The following is a 16,756-nucleotide window of genomic DNA, read 5'->3' as shown; positions in this document are numbered from 1 at the left end:
CTTTTTGGGGTCAGTACATGATCTCCAACTCTGCTTTTTCTTATTCTTCAACTTCTGTTAGGCTTGCCGCTTTTTCAAGATATTTTTGGTAGGTACCGTCATCCTTAAGTTTTTGAATGACCTTGTCCACCACTTCTTTCAAATCAGCACTATTTTTTCTAAGGGCAACTGCATTAGCTTCGCCGTCCTTCATCTTCAAGCTGACAGTTGCGACAGCTAAGTCAGCGTTTTTAGCAGCATAGCTAAGGGCAACAGGCTCATCCATGTGAACAGCATCTACTTTTCCAGCCTGCAATTCATTGACTGCTTCACCCATATTGGTTAGGGAAGTCAATTGAGCTTTTGGCAATTGTTCCTTGACCATAGCTTCTGGAACAGTCCCTTTTTGGGCTGCAATATTAGCACTTTCTAAGCTAGTTAAATCCTTGTATTTTTCTACATCAGCCTTACGAACCAAGAAACTAATCTTGTTTTCATAGTAAGGGATTGAAAAATCAAAGACTTCTTTTCTCTCGTCAGTAGCGCTAATTCCCGCAACTGCTAGGTCAGCCTTACCAGTTTGTAGACTGGTCAAAACATTGTCAAAACTCATGCTTGAGATTTCCAACTTCACCCCAAGTTCATCAGCGATAGCTTGGGCCATATCAATATCCGCACCGACTACCTGGTTTTTCCCGTCAACTAAGGATTGGAATTCAAAAGGTGCATAGTCAGGACTAGTCGCCACAACTAATTTCCCCTTTTGCTTAATGGCCTCAACAGCTGACTGAGAACCATTAGAACCCGACTGGCAAGCTACTAAGAAGAAACTTGCAAGAAAACTACATAAAACAAATATCCATTTTTTTGATTTCATAAATAAACAACCTCTCTGTTAATTTTGTATAATTATAACGCTATTCAAGTTACTTGTCAAGTGTTTTTTTGAATTTTTATCTTAAAAACATTTTTTTCATTCAAGAAAAGGAGCTATCTGTTGATTTCAAGCTCCTTTTTATACAGAATGAACCTGTTTTATAGTTCGACAATCTTACCTGTTTCAAAGTAAACAACCCATTCACAGATATTCTTGGCATAGTCTCCAATGCGTTCCAAGAAGGCAATCACTTGGAAGTAATCACGACCTGTAACGATAGCATCTGGATTTTTCTTGATTTCTTCTGTAGCCAAGTCACGAATGCTATCAAAGTAATGGTTAATTTTTTCATCCATGGTTGCTACTTCATAGGCCTGATCCACTGAACCATTCAGATAGAGTTCAAGGGCTGCTTCAACGAAATTCTTGACATCACGACCCATTCTCTTGATTTCTTCTTCAACAGCTGGGATGCGTTGCTCCCCTTTCATACGAATTGCCGCCTTGGCAATGGAAACGGCATGGTCACCCATACGTTCCAAGTCAGATACGGCTTTTAAGACTGTTAGAACAGTACGCAAATCTTGAGAAACCGGTTGTTGGAGGGCAATCATTTCAAATGATTTCTTCTCCAATTTCACTTCGTATTCGTTTACTTCTGCATCATCTTCGATGACTTCCTTGGCCAAATCACGGTCATGCGTAACAAAGGCACGCACTGTCCGATTGATTTGGGATAGCACTTCTTGTCCCATGGCATAGAACTGGTTGTGCAATTTCTCTAAATCTTCTTCAAATTGAGAACGTAACATCATTTATCTCCTTATCCAAATTTTCCTGAAATATAATCTTCTGTTTCCTTGTGTTGTGGGTTGAGGAACATCTTCTTAGTATCGTTAAACTCAATCAAATCCCCATCAAGGAAAAATCCTGTTTTGTCAGAGATCCGAGAGGCTTGTTGCATAGAACGTGTAACCAAGAGCATGGTGTATTTATCTTTTAACCCATACAAGGTTTCCTCAATCTTACCAGCAGAGATAGGGTCCAAGGCTGAAGTCGGTTCATCCAAGAGAATGATTTTAGGACTGGTTGCCAAGACACGGGCAACGCAGACACGTTGTTGTTGTCCACCTGAAAGCCCGATAGCTGAATCATGCAGGCGGTCCTTGACCTCATCCCAGATAGAAGCTCGTTGCAAGGCTATTTCCACCGCTTCATCCAGAACCTGCTTATCCTTAACCCCATTGATACGAAGCCCGTAGACAACATTTTCGTAGATAGACATAGGGAAAGGGTTTGGTTGTTGGAAAACCATACCGATTTCCTTACGCAATTCAACTGTATCGGTGCGGGGGCTGTAGATATTGTGACCATTATAGACTACTGATCCCGTTGTTGTCACCTCTGGATTGAGATCACCCATGCGGTTGATAGCCTTGAGGAGGGTTGATTTCCCTGATCCAGATGGGCCAATCAAGGCTGTAATTTCCTTAGGTTGGAAAGATAGGGAAACACTATTCAAGGCCTTTTTTTGATTGTAGTAAACGGACAGGTCTGACACCTGTAAAATCGCTTCTGTCATACTGTTTCCTTTCTATCCAAAGTGTCCTGTTACGTAGTCATTGGTTGACTGTAGTTTGGCATTTTGGAAAATATTAGAGGTCTTATCATACTCAATCAAGTCACCCAAGTAGAAAAATCCTGTGTAGTCACTAGCACGCGCAGCCTGTTGCATGCTGTGGGTCACGATGATGATGGTAAAATCCTTCTTCAATTCCAACATGGTTTCTTCCAGCTGGGCTGTCGCAATAGGGTCCAATGCAGACGCTGGTTCATCCATCAACAGGATATCTGGTTTAACAGAGATAGCACGAGCGATACAAAGACGTTGCTGCTGACCACCTGATAGGGTCAAGGCTGACTTGTGCAAATCGTCTTTGACCTGATCCCAAAGGGCAGCTTGACGGAGAGAAGTTTCCACAATTTCATCTAGGACTTGCTTATCCTTAACTCCAGCACGTTCATGCGCAAAAGTAATATTACGGTAAATTGACTTGGCAAAAGGATTTGGTCGTTGGAAGACCATTCCGATGTGCTTACGCATCTCATAAACATTGATTTCTGGACGGTTAACATCAATTCCTTGGTAGAGGATTTGACCTGTTACCTTGGCAATATCAATGGTATCATTCATCCGATTAAGACTGCGGAGGTAGGTTGATTTTCCTGAACCAGATGGGCCAATTAAGGCTGTAATTTTATTTTTTTCAAATTGCATATCGATGCCCTTGATGGATTCTTTTTTACCGTAGTAAACATGTAAATCCTTAGTAGAGAGGGCCACTTTCTCTTCAGGAAAGGTGATGATATGCTTTTCATCCCAATTATATTTTGACATGGCTTCTCCTTTAGGCAGCGGTTAATTTCTTATGTAGGTAACTTCCGAGTTTACGAGCTCCAAAGTTAAAGATGAGGATAAAGATGAGGAGCACGGCTGCAGAACCTGCTGATACGATGGTTCCATCTGGAATGGTTCCTTCACTATTGACCTTCCAGATGTGAACAGCCAAGGTTTCTGCTTGACGGAAGATAGAGATTGGGCTAGTTACACTGAGAATATTCCAGTTAGACCAGTCTAGTGCTGGAGCGGATTGTCCTGCTGTATAGATAAGAGCAGCAGCCTCACCAAAGATACGACCAGAGGCCAAGACGACACCCGTTACAATACCTGGAAGAGCTTCTGGAATAACCACATGGACCACAGTCTCCCAACGAGAAATTCCAAGGGCTAAACCAGCCTCACGTTGCGTGTGGTGAACGTGTTTCAAACTGTCCTCAACATTTCGAGTCATCTGAGGCAGGTTAAAGACCGTCAAGGCCAAGGCACCTGAAATGATTGAAAATCCATATTCAAACTGAACCACAAAGATCAAGTAACCAAAGAGACCCACAACCACTGATGGCAGTGAAGACAAGATTTCAATACAGGTTCTGACAAAATTAGTCACAGGACCTTTTTTGGCATATTCAGCTAGGAAAATCCCAGCCCCCATAGATAAAGGCACAGAGATAATCAAGGTAATAACCAGAAGGAAGAAGGAATTATAGAGCTGAATTCCAATCCCTCCACCTGCTTGGTAAGAAGAGGATTTGCCAGTCAAGAAAGACCAAGAGATGTGGGGCAAACCACGAACCAAGATATAAAGAATCAAGGATGCCAAGATGGCTACGATAATTCCTGCAATCGAGTAGAGGACAGCTGTTGCAATTTTATCTAATTTCTTAGCGTGCATAGTTTTTCTTTCCTCTTTCTTTCGTAATCAATTTAATCACACTGTTGAAGGCCAAACTCATCAAGAGCAAGACTAAGGCCAGTGACCAAAGTACGTTATTATCAACTGTACCCATGACGGTATTTCCGATACCCATGGTCAACACAGAGGTCAAGGTCGCAGCAGGTGTTGTCAATGAAGTTGGGACAACGGCTGAGTTTCCGACTACCATCTGAATGGCCAAGGCCTCTCCAAAGGCACGCGCCATCCCAAAGACCACTGCTGTGAAAATACCTGAACGCGCAGCCTTCAAAGTCACGCGCCAAATAGTTTGCCAACGAGTGGCACCCATAGCCAAACTAGCTTCGCGGTAGTGACGAGGCACCGCACGCAAACTATCGGTTGTCATAAAGGTTACCGTCGGTAAAATCATGACAAAGAGAACGAAAATCCCTGACAAGATTCCAAAACCAGTCCCACCAAAGACACTACGGACAAAAGGAACTACGACCTGCAAACCGATAAATCCATAGACGACTGAAGGAATCCCGACTAGCAATTCAATAGCTGGTTGCAAGATTCTAGCACCTTTTGGTGAGACCTCCGTCATAAAGACTGCCGCACCAATGGCAAAAGGAGTTGCGATAAGGGCTGATAGGATTGTGACAATAAAGGAACCCAAAATCATTGGAAGCGCACCAAATTGTTTACCTGAAGGATTCCAAGTTTGGCCAAAGAGGAAATCAAAGGTATTGACTCCATTGACAAAGAAGGTCGACAAACCTTTTTGGGCTACGAAAATCAAAATCATGGCCACAATGATAACAATCAAAGACAGGCAGGCAAAGGTCAAGCCCTTTCCTAATTTCTCTAGACGAGAGTTCTTTGAGGGAGAAAGCAATTTTTTAGTTAATTCTTCTTGATTCATTAGTGACTCCCTTCTAGTGCTGTTACCGTTCCTACAGCATCTTTTTCAACCTTCATTTCCTTAACAGAAATGTAACCCATCCCCTTAACGATTCCACTTTGCGCTTCATCTGAGAGGACAAAATTGAGAAATTCTGCCACCAATTCATTTGGTTGACCTAGGGTGTACATGTGTTCATAAGACCACAAAGGCCAGTTATTGCTTGTAACATTTTCTGCAATCGGCTCATAGCCATTCAACTTCATACGTTTGACTGAGTCATCCACATAGGCAAAGGCTAGGTAAGAAATGGCTCCTGGTGTCTGGGAAACAATGTTTTTGACCATCCCATTTGAATCCTGTTCTTGACTCTGCACGGCAGATTGACCATCCATGATAACACTATCAAAAGTTGCACGCGAACCAGAACTTGCCGCACGGTTGATAATGGAAATGGCTAGGTCTTTCCCACCGACTTCTTTCCAGTTGGTTACTTGGCCTGTGAAGATGCTACGGAGTTGTTCAGTTGTCAGATTTTCAACGTCAACTTCTTTGTTTACAATCACTGCCAAGCCCGCTACGGCTACCTTATGGTCCACTAGAGCGGATGCGTTGATACCGTCTTTTTCCTCGGCAAATACGTCTGAATTTCCTACATCAACGGCTCCAGACTGAACCTGAGAAAGACCTGTACCAGATCCTCCACCTTGGACGTTGACTGTTTTTCCAACGTGCATAGAGCCAAATTCATCTGCTGCTGCTTCGACCAAGGGCTGAAGAGCCGTTGAGCCAACAGCTGTCATGGATTCCCCACGATCAATCCAGCTAGCACATCCCGCCAAAGAACCTGCCAGCAAAAGAGCTGCAAGGGATAAAGCGAGTTTTTTCCTTTTTTTCACTGTTTTTCTCCTTGAAAATAATGGTGAATGCTGTGAATTTTTTCAACTATTTATTTATATTTTTCTTTTTAAAATTGGGAGTCAACTGAAGTTCTTAGCTTGATTTTACTTGAAATTTACTCAGTTACCTTCTCCACCAATTTTGACTAAAAATGAAAGACAATTTGAAAAAAATCCATACTTCCACTATAACATAGACAAGCTACTTTGACTAGCATTTTCACTTGAATCTGAGGCCTTTTGGAAAATAATTTTTCAAAACATTTCCCGTCACCTTAGCAAAGCCCAAGCCATTGCCTTGAACCAAAACTTGGTACCAACCATTTGGCAGACTTTCCGACAGCTGAATGGTTTCTCCAGCGGCATACTTTACAAACGCTTCTTGGTCAATTTCAACCGACTGCTTGACCTGACTCGGTTTCAAGGCTAGACCAAGAGCAAAACTAGGCTCAAAGCGTTTCTTCTTAAAGGTCCCTAGATGCAGGCCATTGCGAGCAATCTTGCGTTTTCCTAAATCTGGCAAAAGTTCTGGCAGGAGATAGAGTTGGTCCCCAAAAGTCTGCAAGATTCCCGGTAGATTAACCATCAAGTGATTTTGGGCAAATTCCTGCCACAAGGCAACTTGTTCTCGGCTGAGATTGCTCTTACTTGCCTTACATTTTGGTGCTAGATTTTCACCTTTAAATTGTAAATGAGCGACAAACTGCCCCTCTCCCTTAAAATGATGAGGGTACATACGAGCCGTTTCTGGCAGGTCAATACCAGCTACCATTCCATTGATATGCTCTACTGGTAGCAAATCAAAATCATACTCTTCCAGTAACCAATTAACAATCTCTTCATTTTCCTCGGGGGCCCAGGTACAGGTTGAATAAACCAAACGACCACCTTCAGCTAGCATGGTCACTGCATCTGCTAGAATTTCTCTTTGCAAGTTAGCGCATTGACTCGGATAAGCTAAGCTCCAATAGTCCATAGCATCTGGCTGCTTACGAAACATTCCTTCCCCAGAGCAAGGAGCATCAAGGACAATGAGGTCAAAATAGCCCTTAAAAACCTTGGCCAAACGGTCAGCAGATTCATTGGTCACCACAACATTTGTCGCTCCAAAGCGCTCCATGTTTTCAACCAAAATCTTAGCCCGTTTGCTTGAAATTTCATTGGAAACAAGTATCCCCTCCCCTGCTAGATAGGCTGCTAGTTGAGTGGATTTTCCACCCGGTGCAGCAGCCAAATCCAAGACCTTCATACCAGGACTGGGCTGGGCTACCTGAGCAACCATTTGGGCAGCGGGTTCTTGCGAATAAACCAAACCAGTAGCATGCTCAGGTGATTTCCCTGAAACCTTCCCATAATGTCCCCAAGGAGTTTGAGGAATGGCATCAGAAAAGGAAACTGGCGCTTCTTTTAAAGGATTGACCCGAAAGGCCGAAACCGCTTCCTCCTCAAAAGAGGCAAGAAAATCTCTTGCCTCATCTCCTAGTATCTCTTCATATTTTTCAACAAATCCTTCTGGAAATTGCATTTAAGTTCTTTTCCTTTCGTAAATACAGGACTGAATTTCCTCCTGCATCTCAAGAGGCACCATCATGACCGCCTGTCTGGTTTGAAAATCAGGAGCTTCACCAGAAAGAGTCACAACCTCATAGCCCAGACTTTCCCCTAAAATACTAGCCGCAGCATAATCCCATGGTTGCAGATAGGTGACATAGGTCAACAAACGCCCTGACAAAATCTTGGCAAAACTAATGGCCGCACTCCCATAGACACGAACACCGAGGACCGCTCGACTCAAATCAGCCAGCCCCCATTCGTTGGTTTCCAGCATGCCACTATTTCCCGCAATGAGAAAATCTCCAAGTGGTTTGGCTTTAAAGGGAGCTAGGGGCTTATCGTTTCGGCAAACCGGAAATTCCCCACCACCGTGGTAACAATCCCCTTTGACCACATCATAAATCAGGCCAAACTGACCCTGACCATTTTCAAAATAAGCCATCATAACAGCAAAATCTTCCTGCTGGGCTACAAAATTATTGGTCCCATCAATGGGATCAATAACCCAAACCTTGCCCTCTTGAACCGAGGCTCGCAGACAACCTTCTTCAGCACAAATCTTATCCTCATGATAACGGGATAAAATCTCACCAACCAATAGCTCCTGAACTTCCTTGTCCAGTCTGGTAACCAAATCTGTTGGAGAGGTCTTCGTCTCAACCTGCAAGTCTTCCTGCATGTGGTCAAGTATGTACTGGCCTGCTTTCTTGACAAGCTCTTTAGCAAATTCAAATTTACTTTCCAAGAGAAATCTTTCCTTCCCCTTTTTCCTTGGCAGCCTGAACTGCTCGGTAAAGCGAATAGCCACTCACTGTTTCAAATTCTCGTCCCAAACGTTTCTCTTCGCTCTTGCTTGGCACAACCGCTTTGAATCCCTTATAGGAATCCAGTAGCTTTTGAGCCTCTACCTTGCCTTCATAGGCAGCTTCAACATCATTAAAAAAAGAAAGCACTGAAGCAAGTTCTTCAGTGCTCCACGACAAATCTAGTGGGTAACTATACTGTTTGTTCATTAACTAATACCAGCTCTCATTCTTGCTTCTTTTAGTTCTTGCTTACGGTAACTACGAGGAAGAAAAGCACGAATCTCATCTTCATTAAAACCGATCTGCATGCGCTTGGCATCGATAATAATGGGACGACGCAAAAGACTAGGGTACTGCTCAATCAAATGAAGCAATTCCGATACCGAAATACTCTCTACATCAATATTCAATTTTTGAAAAATTTTTGAACGAGTTGAAATGATGTCATCAGTACCATTTTCGGTCAAGGAAAGGATGTGTTGCAATTCTTTTCTTGTTAAAGGACTGGTCATAATATTGTGTTCCACAAAGGGAACCTTATGTTTTTCTAACCAGGCCTTAGCCTTACGACATGATGTACAGCTCGGTGATAGAAATAGTGTAATCATGCTTTTCTCTTCTTATCTATACTTTGCTAATTCTATTATACAAAAAAATAAAGCGCTTGACTAGAGATTTTTAGAAAAAAAGCCTATTTTTGTGTAGAAAAAAAGTCCCATAAGATCTATAATGAAAAGCGACAAAACAACTCATTAGAAAGAATCATATGGAACAATTACATTTTATCACAAAACTACTCAATATTAAAGACCCTAATATCCAGTTTCTAGACATCATCAATAAGGATACACACAAGGAAATCATCGCTAAACTGGATTATGATGCCCCATCTTGTCCTAATTGCGGAAGTAAAATGAAGAAATATGACTTTCAAAAACCGTCTAAGGTTCCTTACCTTGAAACGACTGGGATGCCTACTAGAATTCCCCTTAGAAAGCGTCGTTTTAAGTGCTATCATTGCTTGAAAATGATGGTTGCTGAGACTCCTCTAGTAAAGAAAAATCATCAAATCCCTCGTATCATCAACCAAAAGATCGCTCAAAAGTTGATTGAAAAAACTTCTATGACCGATATTGCCCATCAACTTTCCATTTCAATTTCAACTGTTATTCGAAAGCTTAATGACTTTCACTTTAAGCATGATTTTTCTCGGCTGCCTGAGATTATGTCTTGGGATGAGTACTCCTTTACCAAGGGAAAGATGAGTTTCATTGCGCAAGATTTTGACAATATCAATATCATCACTGTTCTTGAGGGACGAACACAAGCTATTATTCGAAGTCGCTTTCTTCGCTACGATAGAGCCGTTCGTTGTCAGGTGAAAATCATTACTATGGATATGTTTAGCCCTTACTATGACTTAGCTAAACAACTTCGCTTTCGAATTTCTATGCTCAGGCTGAAACAGTCTCCCAGACTGTTTCACTCCCAAACGCTAAAATCGTGTTGGATTTCTTTCACATTGTACAACATATAAGCCGTGCTATGAGTCGTTTGCGTGTCCAAATCATGAATCAGTTTGAACGAAAATCTCATGAATACAAGGCTATCAAACGCTACTGGAAACTCATCCAACAGGATAGTCGTAAACTCAGCGATAAACGTTTTTATCGCCCTACTTTTCGCATGCACTTGACGAATAAAGAGATTTTAGACAAGCTTTTTAGCTATTCAGAGGACTTGAAACACCACTATCATCTCTACCAGCTCCTGCTTTTTCACTTTCAGAACAAGGAGGCAGACAAATTTTTCGGACTCATTGAGGATAATCTTAAGCTGGTTCATCCTCTTTTTCAGACTGTCTTTAAAACCTTTCTAAAGAAAAAAGAGAAAATCGCCAACGCTCTTCAATTACCTTATTCCAACGCAAAATTGGAAGCAACGAATAATCTCATCAAACTTATCAAGCGCAATGCCTTTGGATTTCGAAACTTTAAAAACTTCAAAAAACGGATTTTTATCGCTCTGAACATTAAAAAAGAAAGGACGAAATTTGTCCTTTCTAGATCTTAGCTTTTCATCAACCCACTACAGTTGACAAAGAGCCAATTTAATACTCATTTCTGTCATTTCAGATATAGCTATATAAAATAACACTTTCCTCAGAAAATTTTTCTCTTATTTTCTATCCAATGTCCGAAGTGCTGCCTGATAAGTTTGCTCCATCAGCATGGTAATGGTCATAGGACCGACACCTCCAGGGACTGGCGTGATATGGCTAGCAAGTGGTGCAACTGTCTCATAATCCACATCTCCACAAAGCTTACCATTTTCATCGCGGTTCATTCCAACGTCAATGACTACCGCACCTGGTTTGACAAAGTCAGCAGTCACAAACTTGGCGCGACCAATTGCAACCACAAGAATATCCGCTTTAGCAGCCACCTTGGCGAGATTATGGGTGCGTGAGTGGGTCAAGGTCACTGTTGCATTCTTGGCCAAAAGAAGCTGAGCCATGGGTTTTCCAACGATATTGGAACGACCGATGACGACCGCATTTTTACCTTCCAAATCAATCCCATATTCATGAAACATTTCCATAATTCCTGCAGGTGTCGAAGGAATCATGACTGGATGACCAGACCAAAGGCGTCCCATATTTAGAGGATGGAAACCATCCACATCCTTTTCTGGGTCAATAGCCAATAGAACCGCCTCTTCATCAATGTGTTTTGGTAATGGCAACTGGACCAAAATCCCATGCCAAGCTGGATCCTGATTGTATTTAGCAATCAGGTCTAACAATTCCTCTTGAGTAATGGTCTCTGGAACTCGCACTACTTCGCTACGGAAACCAGCCGCAAGAGCTGACCTCTCCTTGTTGCGAACGTAAACTTGGCTGGCTGGATTGTCCCCAACCAAAATCACTACCAAACCAGGTACTAGACCTGTTTCTTCCTTTAATTTTGCAGTCTTTTCAGCCAACTGCCCCTGCAATTTGGCCGCTAAAGCTTTCCCATCAATAATCTGTGTCATATCACTTCTCTTTTCTTTCAAATATCTTCCATTATACCAAAAACTGTTGGTCCCCTCTAACACTTCTTTCCTAGGCTATCCTATAGTTTCAAACTATAAGAAAAAGCTCTGGTTGAGCTTTTCATTAATCTATATTTTATATGTAAAGTTGACTACAAATAGCTAAACAAAGCTAACTTATAAAACCTTACTCAAGAAATCTTTAGTCCGTTGTTCTTTGGTTTGTTCAAAAATCTGCTCAGGTGTCCCATCTTCAACAACCACACCGTCTGCCATAAAGATAACACGATCTGCCACCTCACGGGCAAATCCCATTTCATGTGTTACGATAACCATGGTCATTCCTGACTTGGCAAGGTCTTGCATAACAGCTAGAACTTCTCCAACCATCTCAGGGTCCAAGGCTGAAGTTGGCTCATCAAAGAGCAAAACATCTGGTTCCATGGCCAACCCACGCGCGATGGCAATCCGTTGTTGCTGGCCACCTGACAAACTCTGTGGATAAGCGTCTGCCTTATCTGGTAAACCAACTTTTTCCAACAGCTCTTGGGCTCTCTTCTCAGCCACTGTCTTGCTCTCACCTTTGGTCTTGATAGGTGACAAGGTGATATTTTCCATCACAGTCATATTAGGAAAGAGATTGAATTGTTGGAAAACCATGCCCATCTTCTCACGCATGGCAAACAGGTCATTCTTCTTGTCCGTAATATCAACTCCCTCAAAGATAACCTTCCCTTTTGTTGCTTCTTCCAACAGATTCATAGAGCGAAGCAAGGTAGATTTCCCGCTCCCTGAAGGACCGATGATAACGACAACTTCTCCTCTTTTAATCTCGAGGTTGATGCCCTTCAATACTTCATTCTTTCCAAATGATTTATGTAAATTTTCAATTTTTATCAAGGTTTCTGTCATTATTTCTTATCTCCTTGTCCCATGCGTTTTTCAAAAGCTTTCAAGGCTACTGTCAAAATAGAAGTCATAATCAAGTAATAAAAGGCTGCAAATAAAAGTGGTGTTAAAGGTAGATAGGTTGTTGTAGAAACTGTAGTAGCTCCGTTCCACAACTCCATAACACCGATAGCTGATAAGAGGGAACTATCCTTGATAATGGTGATAAATTCGTTCCCCAAAGCTGGCAAGATATTTTTGATTGCTTGTGGCAAAATCACATAGCGCATCGCATTTTTAGGACGAATCCCTAGCGAATAAGCCGCTTCTAGCTGACCTTTTGGAACAGCATTGATTCCGGCACGAACAGTCTCAGAAACATAAGCACCACTGTTCATAGAGATAATCAAAATCCCTGGAATCAAGCGAGAAAGATCGACACCCAAAATCCCAACCTGAATAGTCGGAGCATTGATATGCATAAGAGCAAAGGCAATCATAATCTGAACCATCATCGGTGTCCCACGGAAAATCCAAACGTACAAGTTGGCGAGCCAAACAAGCGGTTTAAACTTTGAACGTTGCCCAAAAGCCAAGACAACACCCAAAATAGTTCCCAAAAAGACAACACAGATAGAAATGAGAACCGTCACAACAGCCCCATAGTTAAAATAAGGTAAATACTTAGGTAAAAAAGAAAAATTCATAGTCACACTGCTTTCTAAAATAGAATACTGTATGATTATAACATGTATTGAATTAAAATTCAAACCTTTTATCCAATTTATTTAAAAATCTTTAAACCGATCCTGCTTGATTAACCCCAATTTTCCATGATGAATCCAGTAGTAAATGGTAGAAACGCCCACGTTAACCTCCTTAGCCTTGACCATCATTTCAGGAGAAAACTTTTGATTATGATAGTGGAGAATCTTTTCCTTTAGTTCCTTGGTTAAGCTTAATTTCTTGATCGAGCGCTTGCGATTGCTTTCATAAGATTGTTGAGCATAGTCGGCAGAATAAACCTTTTTGAAGCGCCCTTTTCCAAGACATTGTAGGACTGTCTCACGCTTGATTTCAGTGTGGATAGTTTGAGGAGATTTTCCAAGCAGAGAGGCAATTTCTCTATTTGATTTTCCTTCTTTTTCCATCTTTCGATTAAGCGACGTCTATCGATTGTCAAATGAAATCGAAGACTAGCTATCAGCTAGTTGAACCATATAATTTTTAGGAGAGATGGGTGGCTAACTTCATTATAGAACTTTCAGTGATTTTTCTTTTAAAGTTCTACCGTCAAAACTTTGCCTTGCTTAACAACCTGTTGTCCGGCAATATATACATCATCAACATCACTGGATTTGACTGCATAAACGAGGTGGGACAGCATATTTTCCTGAGGTTGGAGATGGATTTTCCCTTGTGGTTGGATGACCAGAAAATCTGCTTGCTTGCCAACTTCCAGACTTCCTATCTGTTCGTCCATTCCAAGAACCTTAGCACCTTCTATCGTTAGAGCTTTGAGGGCTGTTTCGATTGGAAACTGGCTTGCATCCCCACTTTTCATCTTCTGAAGAAGGGCTGCAGTCCGTCCTTCCTCAAACATATCAAGATTGTTGTTGGAAGCAACCGAATCTGTCGCAATTCCGACTGCTACTCCTGCTTTTTGCAGTTGAATGATAGGAGCAATTCCTGATGCCAGTTTGAGGTTACTGATAGGATTGTGGGCGATAGCCACGTGAGAAGTTGCTAAGCATTCAATTTCTCGCTCATTTAATTCGACCCCATGAGCAAAGACAGACGGATGATCTAAGTAACCCAGTTCTTCTAGGAAAGCGAGGGGGCGTTTGCCGTAGCGTTTCAGGAGAATGCCTGACTCCTCCTTGGTCTCCGCAACATGGATATGGATTGGAATAGCAAACTCTTTTGCCATATCTAAACTCGCTTGCAGCAAGTTTTGATTACAGCTGTAAGGAGAATGAGGGGCTACCATAACCTTGAAATTTGGATTTTTATATCCAATAATTTCTTCAATGATTGCTCGAGTTCTGCTTATGGTTTCAGCAGTTGTCTCTGCCTCTGAAGAAAAAAGAGTCGGTGAGAAATAACAACGCATCTTGGAAGTTTTCACTGCCTGATAAATCTGCTCAATCTCCACTCCATTGGGATTATACATATCGTTGAAGGTTGTTGTTCCTGACTGGAGCATTTCTGTCAGCGCTTCTTTGACCGCCTTGGTAGTCATGTCTGGAGTAAACTCAGCTTCTGCAGGCCAAATATAGTCATTGAGCCATTCATGGAGATTGCTATCATCTCGAATCCCTCGCAAGCCTGTCATAGCAGAATGGGTGTGACAATTGACCAAACCAGGCATAATCCAGGCGCCCTGATAGTCTATAATCTGCTCAGCTTGCTCTAAAATCTCTGACTTCTCTTGACCGACATAGACGATTTGAGAATCCTTAACTGCTAAGATTCCATCAAGATAAACATGGAAATCTTGATCACAAGTCACGATATTTACATGCTGAAAGACTTTCATTCTAGGTTCCTTTTCTAAAAGACAATTTATACTCTCTTCAAACCACTTCAGATTCACTTTGCCGTAGATATATGTTACTGACTTCGTCAGTCTTATTTACAACCTCAAAGCGGTGCTTTGAGCAGCCTACGGCTAGCTTGCTCCTTTAATTTTCATTGAATATTACAGTGAATAATTTTTCTAGCTATTGTAACAAAAAAGTCACCCGAAGGCAACTTTTTTCGTCCATAAGATTTCAAAGTAGAAAGGATTATTCAGAGCTAAAAGATGTAGCTTGCTGCATTTGGTAATACTTGCCCTTCCTAGCCACAAGGTCCTGATGGATCCCATACTCAACAATGTCGCCATCCACCAAGACAAGAATCAGATCCGCATCCTGAATGGTAGACAAGCGGTGGGCGATGATAAAGCTTGTGCGCCCTTTCATGAGTTTAGCAAAGGCATCCTGTACCAACACTTCTGTCCGCGTATCGATGGAAGAGGTTGCCTCGTCTAAGATAAGAATCTTTGGAATAGCCAGAAAGATTCGGGCAATAGTCAAAAGCTGGGCCTGACCAACAGAGAGAGATTCTCCAGCATTTTCCAACCTGGTATCGTAACCCTGCGGCAACTGTTGGATGAAAAAGTCGGCATTGGCTGCTTTGGCAGCAGCAATCACCTGCTCCCGACTGGCATCAGGGTTTCCAAAGGCAATATTGTCATGAATGGTTCCTTGCTTGAGCCAGGTTTCTTGTAGAACCATTCCAAACTGCTGGCGTAAGGAGGCACGACTATAGTCATAAATGGATTTCCCATCCAGCAAGATATCTCCTGAGTTAATAGGATAGAAACGCATAAGAAGATTGATAAGGGTTGATTTTCCTGCACCTGTCGGACCAACGATGGCTACCTTGCTACCAGCTGGAATATCAATAGATAAATCCTTAATCAAAATCTTTTCAGGATGGTAACCAAAAGAGACATGTTTAAAGGAAATAGCTCCCTTAACTTGGTCACTGGTCAAGACTTCCTTGCCTGTTTCAGCCACCTCAGGACTCTCTAAGACTCTATAAACACGCTCTGCGCAAGCGAGAGCACTTTGCAACTCGGCTAAAACAGAAGAAATATCATTAAATGGCTTGGTGTACTGTTGAACATAATTCAAAAAAGTCACTAAACGCCCAATTGTCAAGGTTGACCCCATCATGATACGATAAGCTCCTACTCCAGCTAGAAGGGCATAAATGAGTGCATTGACAAAGCGAGTCGAAGGATTGACCGTTGAAGAATAAAAAATGGCTGACTGAGAATAGCCTGCGTAGTTGTCATTAGCCTCACGCAATTTTTGGATAAACTCCGTTTGAGCATTGAAGGACTGGATGATGGTCTGCTGGCTAAGCGATTCTTCAATTAACTGAGTCTGAATTCCCCTCGTCTCTGTTTGCTTCTGGAAGAGATGATAGGAGCGTTTGGCAATAAAGCGTGAGATTACCATAGACAGTGGCGTCAACAGCAAGACCAAGAGGGTCATGAGGAGATGAATTTGAAGCATGGCTAGAATACTAACCAAAATCATCAAAACACCAATGAAAAATTGGTTAAAAATCATGGTCAAACCAGCTGCCAACTGTTCGATGTCTGTGGTCACACGACTGACTATCTCTCCACTTCCTTGCTGATCAACAAAAGCAATCGGTAACCGATGGAGCTTATAGATGATTCGCCCTCGCAAGTCTCTGGTATAAGAGAAAATTAGGCGATTATAAAGGAGAGGATTGACCCATTGAACTAAGGTATTTCCTATGACCACCAAGATCATTTGAATGAAAATCTGCCAAAAAACTGGTGAAGAGCCAGTCACTAGGACTTGGTCGATGACCTGACCAATCAGAATAGGTAGGTAAATTGATAAGCCAACCTGGGCAATGGTTCCTAGAAAAGCTAGGAAAAAGAGGAAGGAATGGCTTGCTAAATCTTTGGCCAAACGTGTGAGTGTTTGATTTGCAGTTTGTCGTCTCAT

16 protein-coding genes and 2 pseudogenes are annotated in these 16,756 nt (G+C 42.0%); 1 reads left to right on the top strand and 17 read right to left on the bottom strand.

Features of this window, described 5'->3' with window-relative positions; genetic code table 11:
- Positions 1 to 40 precede the first annotated feature (40 nt).
- From HT722_RS06775 to HT722_RS06725, 11 genes are all read right to left on the bottom strand, one after another.
- Positions 41 to 856, bottom strand: coding sequence for an ABC transporter substrate-binding protein (locus HT722_RS06775; protein WP_173278240.1), 816 nt, complete (start codon positions 854 to 856; stop codon positions 41 to 43).
- A gap of 158 nt (positions 857 to 1,014) precedes the next feature.
- Positions 1,015 to 1,668 carry a phosphate signaling complex protein PhoU gene (gene phoU / locus HT722_RS06770; protein WP_173233345.1) on the bottom strand — a complete coding sequence of 218 codons (654 nt, stop codon included), beginning with the start codon at positions 1,666 to 1,668 and terminating at the stop codon, positions 1,015 to 1,017.
- Positions 1,669 to 1,679: 11 nt separating this feature from the next.
- On the bottom strand, positions 1,680 to 2,438 hold the full coding sequence (pstB, locus tag HT722_RS06765) for a phosphate ABC transporter ATP-binding protein PstB (protein WP_173278238.1): 759 nt from the start codon (positions 2,436 to 2,438) through the stop codon (positions 1,680 to 1,682).
- A 12-nt stretch (positions 2,439 to 2,450) separates the two neighbouring features.
- Positions 2,451 to 3,254, bottom strand: coding sequence for a phosphate ABC transporter ATP-binding protein PstB (gene pstB, locus HT722_RS06760; RefSeq protein WP_020900241.1), 804 nt, complete (start codon positions 3,252 to 3,254; stop codon positions 2,451 to 2,453).
- 10 nt (positions 3,255 to 3,264) lie between these two features.
- Entirely contained in the window at positions 3,265 to 4,149 is an 885-nt protein-coding gene (gene pstA, locus HT722_RS06755; protein WP_000543046.1) for a phosphate ABC transporter permease PstA, read from the bottom strand.
- The gene (gene pstC / locus HT722_RS06750) at positions 4,139 to 5,056 is read right to left on the bottom strand and encodes a phosphate ABC transporter permease subunit PstC (RefSeq protein ID WP_173278236.1); all 918 of its coding nucleotides are present in this window, start codon (positions 5,054 to 5,056) and stop codon (positions 4,139 to 4,141) included. The genes pstA and pstC overlap by 11 nt, the downstream gene beginning before the upstream one ends.
- Positions 5,056 to 5,934 (bottom strand): phosphate ABC transporter substrate-binding protein PstS family protein, encoded by an 879-nt coding sequence (locus tag HT722_RS06745; protein ID WP_020903179.1) that lies wholly within the window; start codon positions 5,932 to 5,934, stop codon positions 5,056 to 5,058. Before HT722_RS06745 ends, pstC begins: the two co-directional genes overlap by 1 nt.
- A gap of 220 nt (positions 5,935 to 6,154) precedes the next feature.
- Complete coding sequence (locus HT722_RS06740) at positions 6,155 to 7,459, bottom strand: RsmF rRNA methyltransferase first C-terminal domain-containing protein (protein WP_173278234.1); 1,305 nt, start codon at positions 7,457 to 7,459, stop codon at positions 6,155 to 6,157.
- Positions 7,460 to 8,233 carry an inositol monophosphatase family protein gene (locus tag HT722_RS06735; protein ID WP_173278232.1) on the bottom strand — a complete coding sequence of 258 codons (774 nt, stop codon included), beginning with the start codon at positions 8,231 to 8,233 and terminating at the stop codon, positions 7,460 to 7,462.
- A complete protein-coding gene (locus HT722_RS06730) occupies positions 8,223 to 8,501 on the bottom strand; it encodes a UPF0223 family protein (RefSeq protein ID WP_023946312.1) in 279 nt (92 codons plus the stop codon). The genes HT722_RS06735 and HT722_RS06730 overlap by 11 nt, the downstream gene beginning before the upstream one ends.
- Positions 8,501 to 8,902: a Spx/MgsR family RNA polymerase-binding regulatory protein gene (locus HT722_RS06725; protein ID WP_000631259.1), complete on the bottom strand. Its 402-nt coding sequence runs from the start codon at positions 8,900 to 8,902 to the stop codon at positions 8,501 to 8,503. The genes HT722_RS06730 and HT722_RS06725 overlap by 1 nt, the downstream gene beginning before the upstream one ends.
- Before the next feature lie 158 nt (positions 8,903 to 9,060).
- Between HT722_RS06725 and HT722_RS06720 the strand changes: the two are divergent.
- A pseudogene (locus tag HT722_RS06720) lies at positions 9,061 to 10,367 on the top strand (transposase).
- A 105-nt stretch (positions 10,368 to 10,472) separates the two neighbouring features.
- Here HT722_RS06720 and HT722_RS06715 read toward each other — a convergent pair.
- The 6 genes and pseudogenes from HT722_RS06715 to HT722_RS06690 all read right to left on the bottom strand — a co-directional run bounded on the left by HT722_RS06715 (position 10,473) and on the right by HT722_RS06690 (position 16,756).
- On the bottom strand, positions 10,473 to 11,330 hold the full coding sequence (locus HT722_RS06715; RefSeq protein ID WP_173278230.1) for a bifunctional methylenetetrahydrofolate dehydrogenase/methenyltetrahydrofolate cyclohydrolase: 858 nt from the start codon (positions 11,328 to 11,330) through the stop codon (positions 10,473 to 10,475).
- Between the two features lie 177 nt (positions 11,331 to 11,507).
- On the bottom strand, positions 11,508 to 12,242 hold the full coding sequence (locus HT722_RS06710; RefSeq protein ID WP_173275008.1) for an amino acid ABC transporter ATP-binding protein: 735 nt from the start codon (positions 12,240 to 12,242) through the stop codon (positions 11,508 to 11,510).
- Entirely contained in the window at positions 12,242 to 12,925 is a 684-nt protein-coding gene (locus HT722_RS06705; protein ID WP_001011642.1) for an amino acid ABC transporter permease, read from the bottom strand. Before HT722_RS06705 ends, HT722_RS06710 begins: the two co-directional genes overlap by 1 nt.
- 99 nt (positions 12,926 to 13,024) lie before the next feature.
- Positions 13,025 to 13,425: pseudogene (locus tag HT722_RS06700) on the bottom strand (helix-turn-helix domain-containing protein); the annotation flags it as partial.
- 72 nt (positions 13,426 to 13,497) lie between these two features.
- Entirely contained in the window at positions 13,498 to 14,757 is a 1,260-nt protein-coding gene (locus HT722_RS06695) for a TRZ/ATZ family protein (protein WP_173278228.1), read from the bottom strand.
- 250 nt (positions 14,758 to 15,007) lie between these two features.
- Entirely contained in the window at positions 15,008 to 16,756 is a 1,749-nt protein-coding gene (locus HT722_RS06690; RefSeq protein ID WP_173278225.1) for an ABC transporter ATP-binding protein, read from the bottom strand.

The sequence above is a fragment of the Streptococcus sp. 53 genome, assembly GCF_013276565.1.
GTDB lineage: Bacteria > Bacillota > Bacilli > Lactobacillales > Streptococcaceae > Streptococcus.
The sequence above is the reverse complement of the archived record's forward strand: the minus strand, read 5'-3'. Positions and strand labels throughout refer to the sequence as shown.

What these genes read in the sequence shown, in the direction of transcription:
- HT722_RS06730 (WP_023946312.1), bottom strand. Translation starts at nt 8,501, where the DNA reads ATGAACAAACAGTATAGTTACCCACTAGATTTGTCGTGGAGCACTGAA.
- pstC (WP_173278236.1), bottom strand. Translation starts at nt 5,056, where the DNA reads ATGAATCAAGAAGAATTAACTAAAAAATTGCTTTCTCCCTCAAAGAAC.
- pstB (WP_173278238.1), bottom strand. Translation starts at nt 2,438, where the DNA reads ATGACAGAAGCGATTTTACAGGTGTCAGACCTGTCCGTTTACTACAAT.
- HT722_RS06690 (WP_173278225.1), bottom strand. Translation starts at nt 16,756, where the DNA reads ATGAGACGACAAACTGCAAATCAAACACTCACACGTTTGGCCAAAGAT.
- HT722_RS06715 (WP_173278230.1), bottom strand. Translation starts at nt 11,330, where the DNA reads ATGACACAGATTATTGATGGGAAAGCTTTAGCGGCCAAATTGCAGGGG.
- HT722_RS06725 (WP_000631259.1), bottom strand. Translation starts at nt 8,902, where the DNA reads ATGATTACACTATTTCTATCACCGAGCTGTACATCATGTCGTAAGGCT.
- HT722_RS06695 (WP_173278228.1), bottom strand. Translation starts at nt 14,757, where the DNA reads ATGAAAGTCTTTCAGCATGTAAATATCGTGACTTGTGATCAAGATTTC.
- HT722_RS06775 (WP_173278240.1), bottom strand. Translation starts at nt 856, where the DNA reads ATGAAATCAAAAAAATGGATATTTGTTTTATGTAGTTTTCTTGCAAGT.
- HT722_RS06710 (WP_173275008.1), bottom strand. Translation starts at nt 12,242, where the DNA reads ATGACAGAAACCTTGATAAAAATTGAAAATTTACATAAATCATTTGGA.
- phoU (WP_173233345.1), bottom strand. Translation starts at nt 1,668, where the DNA reads ATGTTACGTTCTCAATTTGAAGAAGATTTAGAGAAATTGCACAACCAG.
- pstB (WP_020900241.1), bottom strand. Translation starts at nt 3,254, where the DNA reads ATGTCAAAATATAATTGGGATGAAAAGCATATCATCACCTTTCCTGAA.
- HT722_RS06740 (WP_173278234.1), bottom strand. Translation starts at nt 7,459, where the DNA reads ATGCAATTTCCAGAAGGATTTGTTGAAAAATATGAAGAGATACTAGGA.
- HT722_RS06705 (WP_001011642.1), bottom strand. Translation starts at nt 12,925, where the DNA reads ATGAATTTTTCTTTTTTACCTAAGTATTTACCTTATTTTAACTATGGG.
- pstA (WP_000543046.1), bottom strand. Translation starts at nt 4,149, where the DNA reads ATGCACGCTAAGAAATTAGATAAAATTGCAACAGCTGTCCTCTACTCG.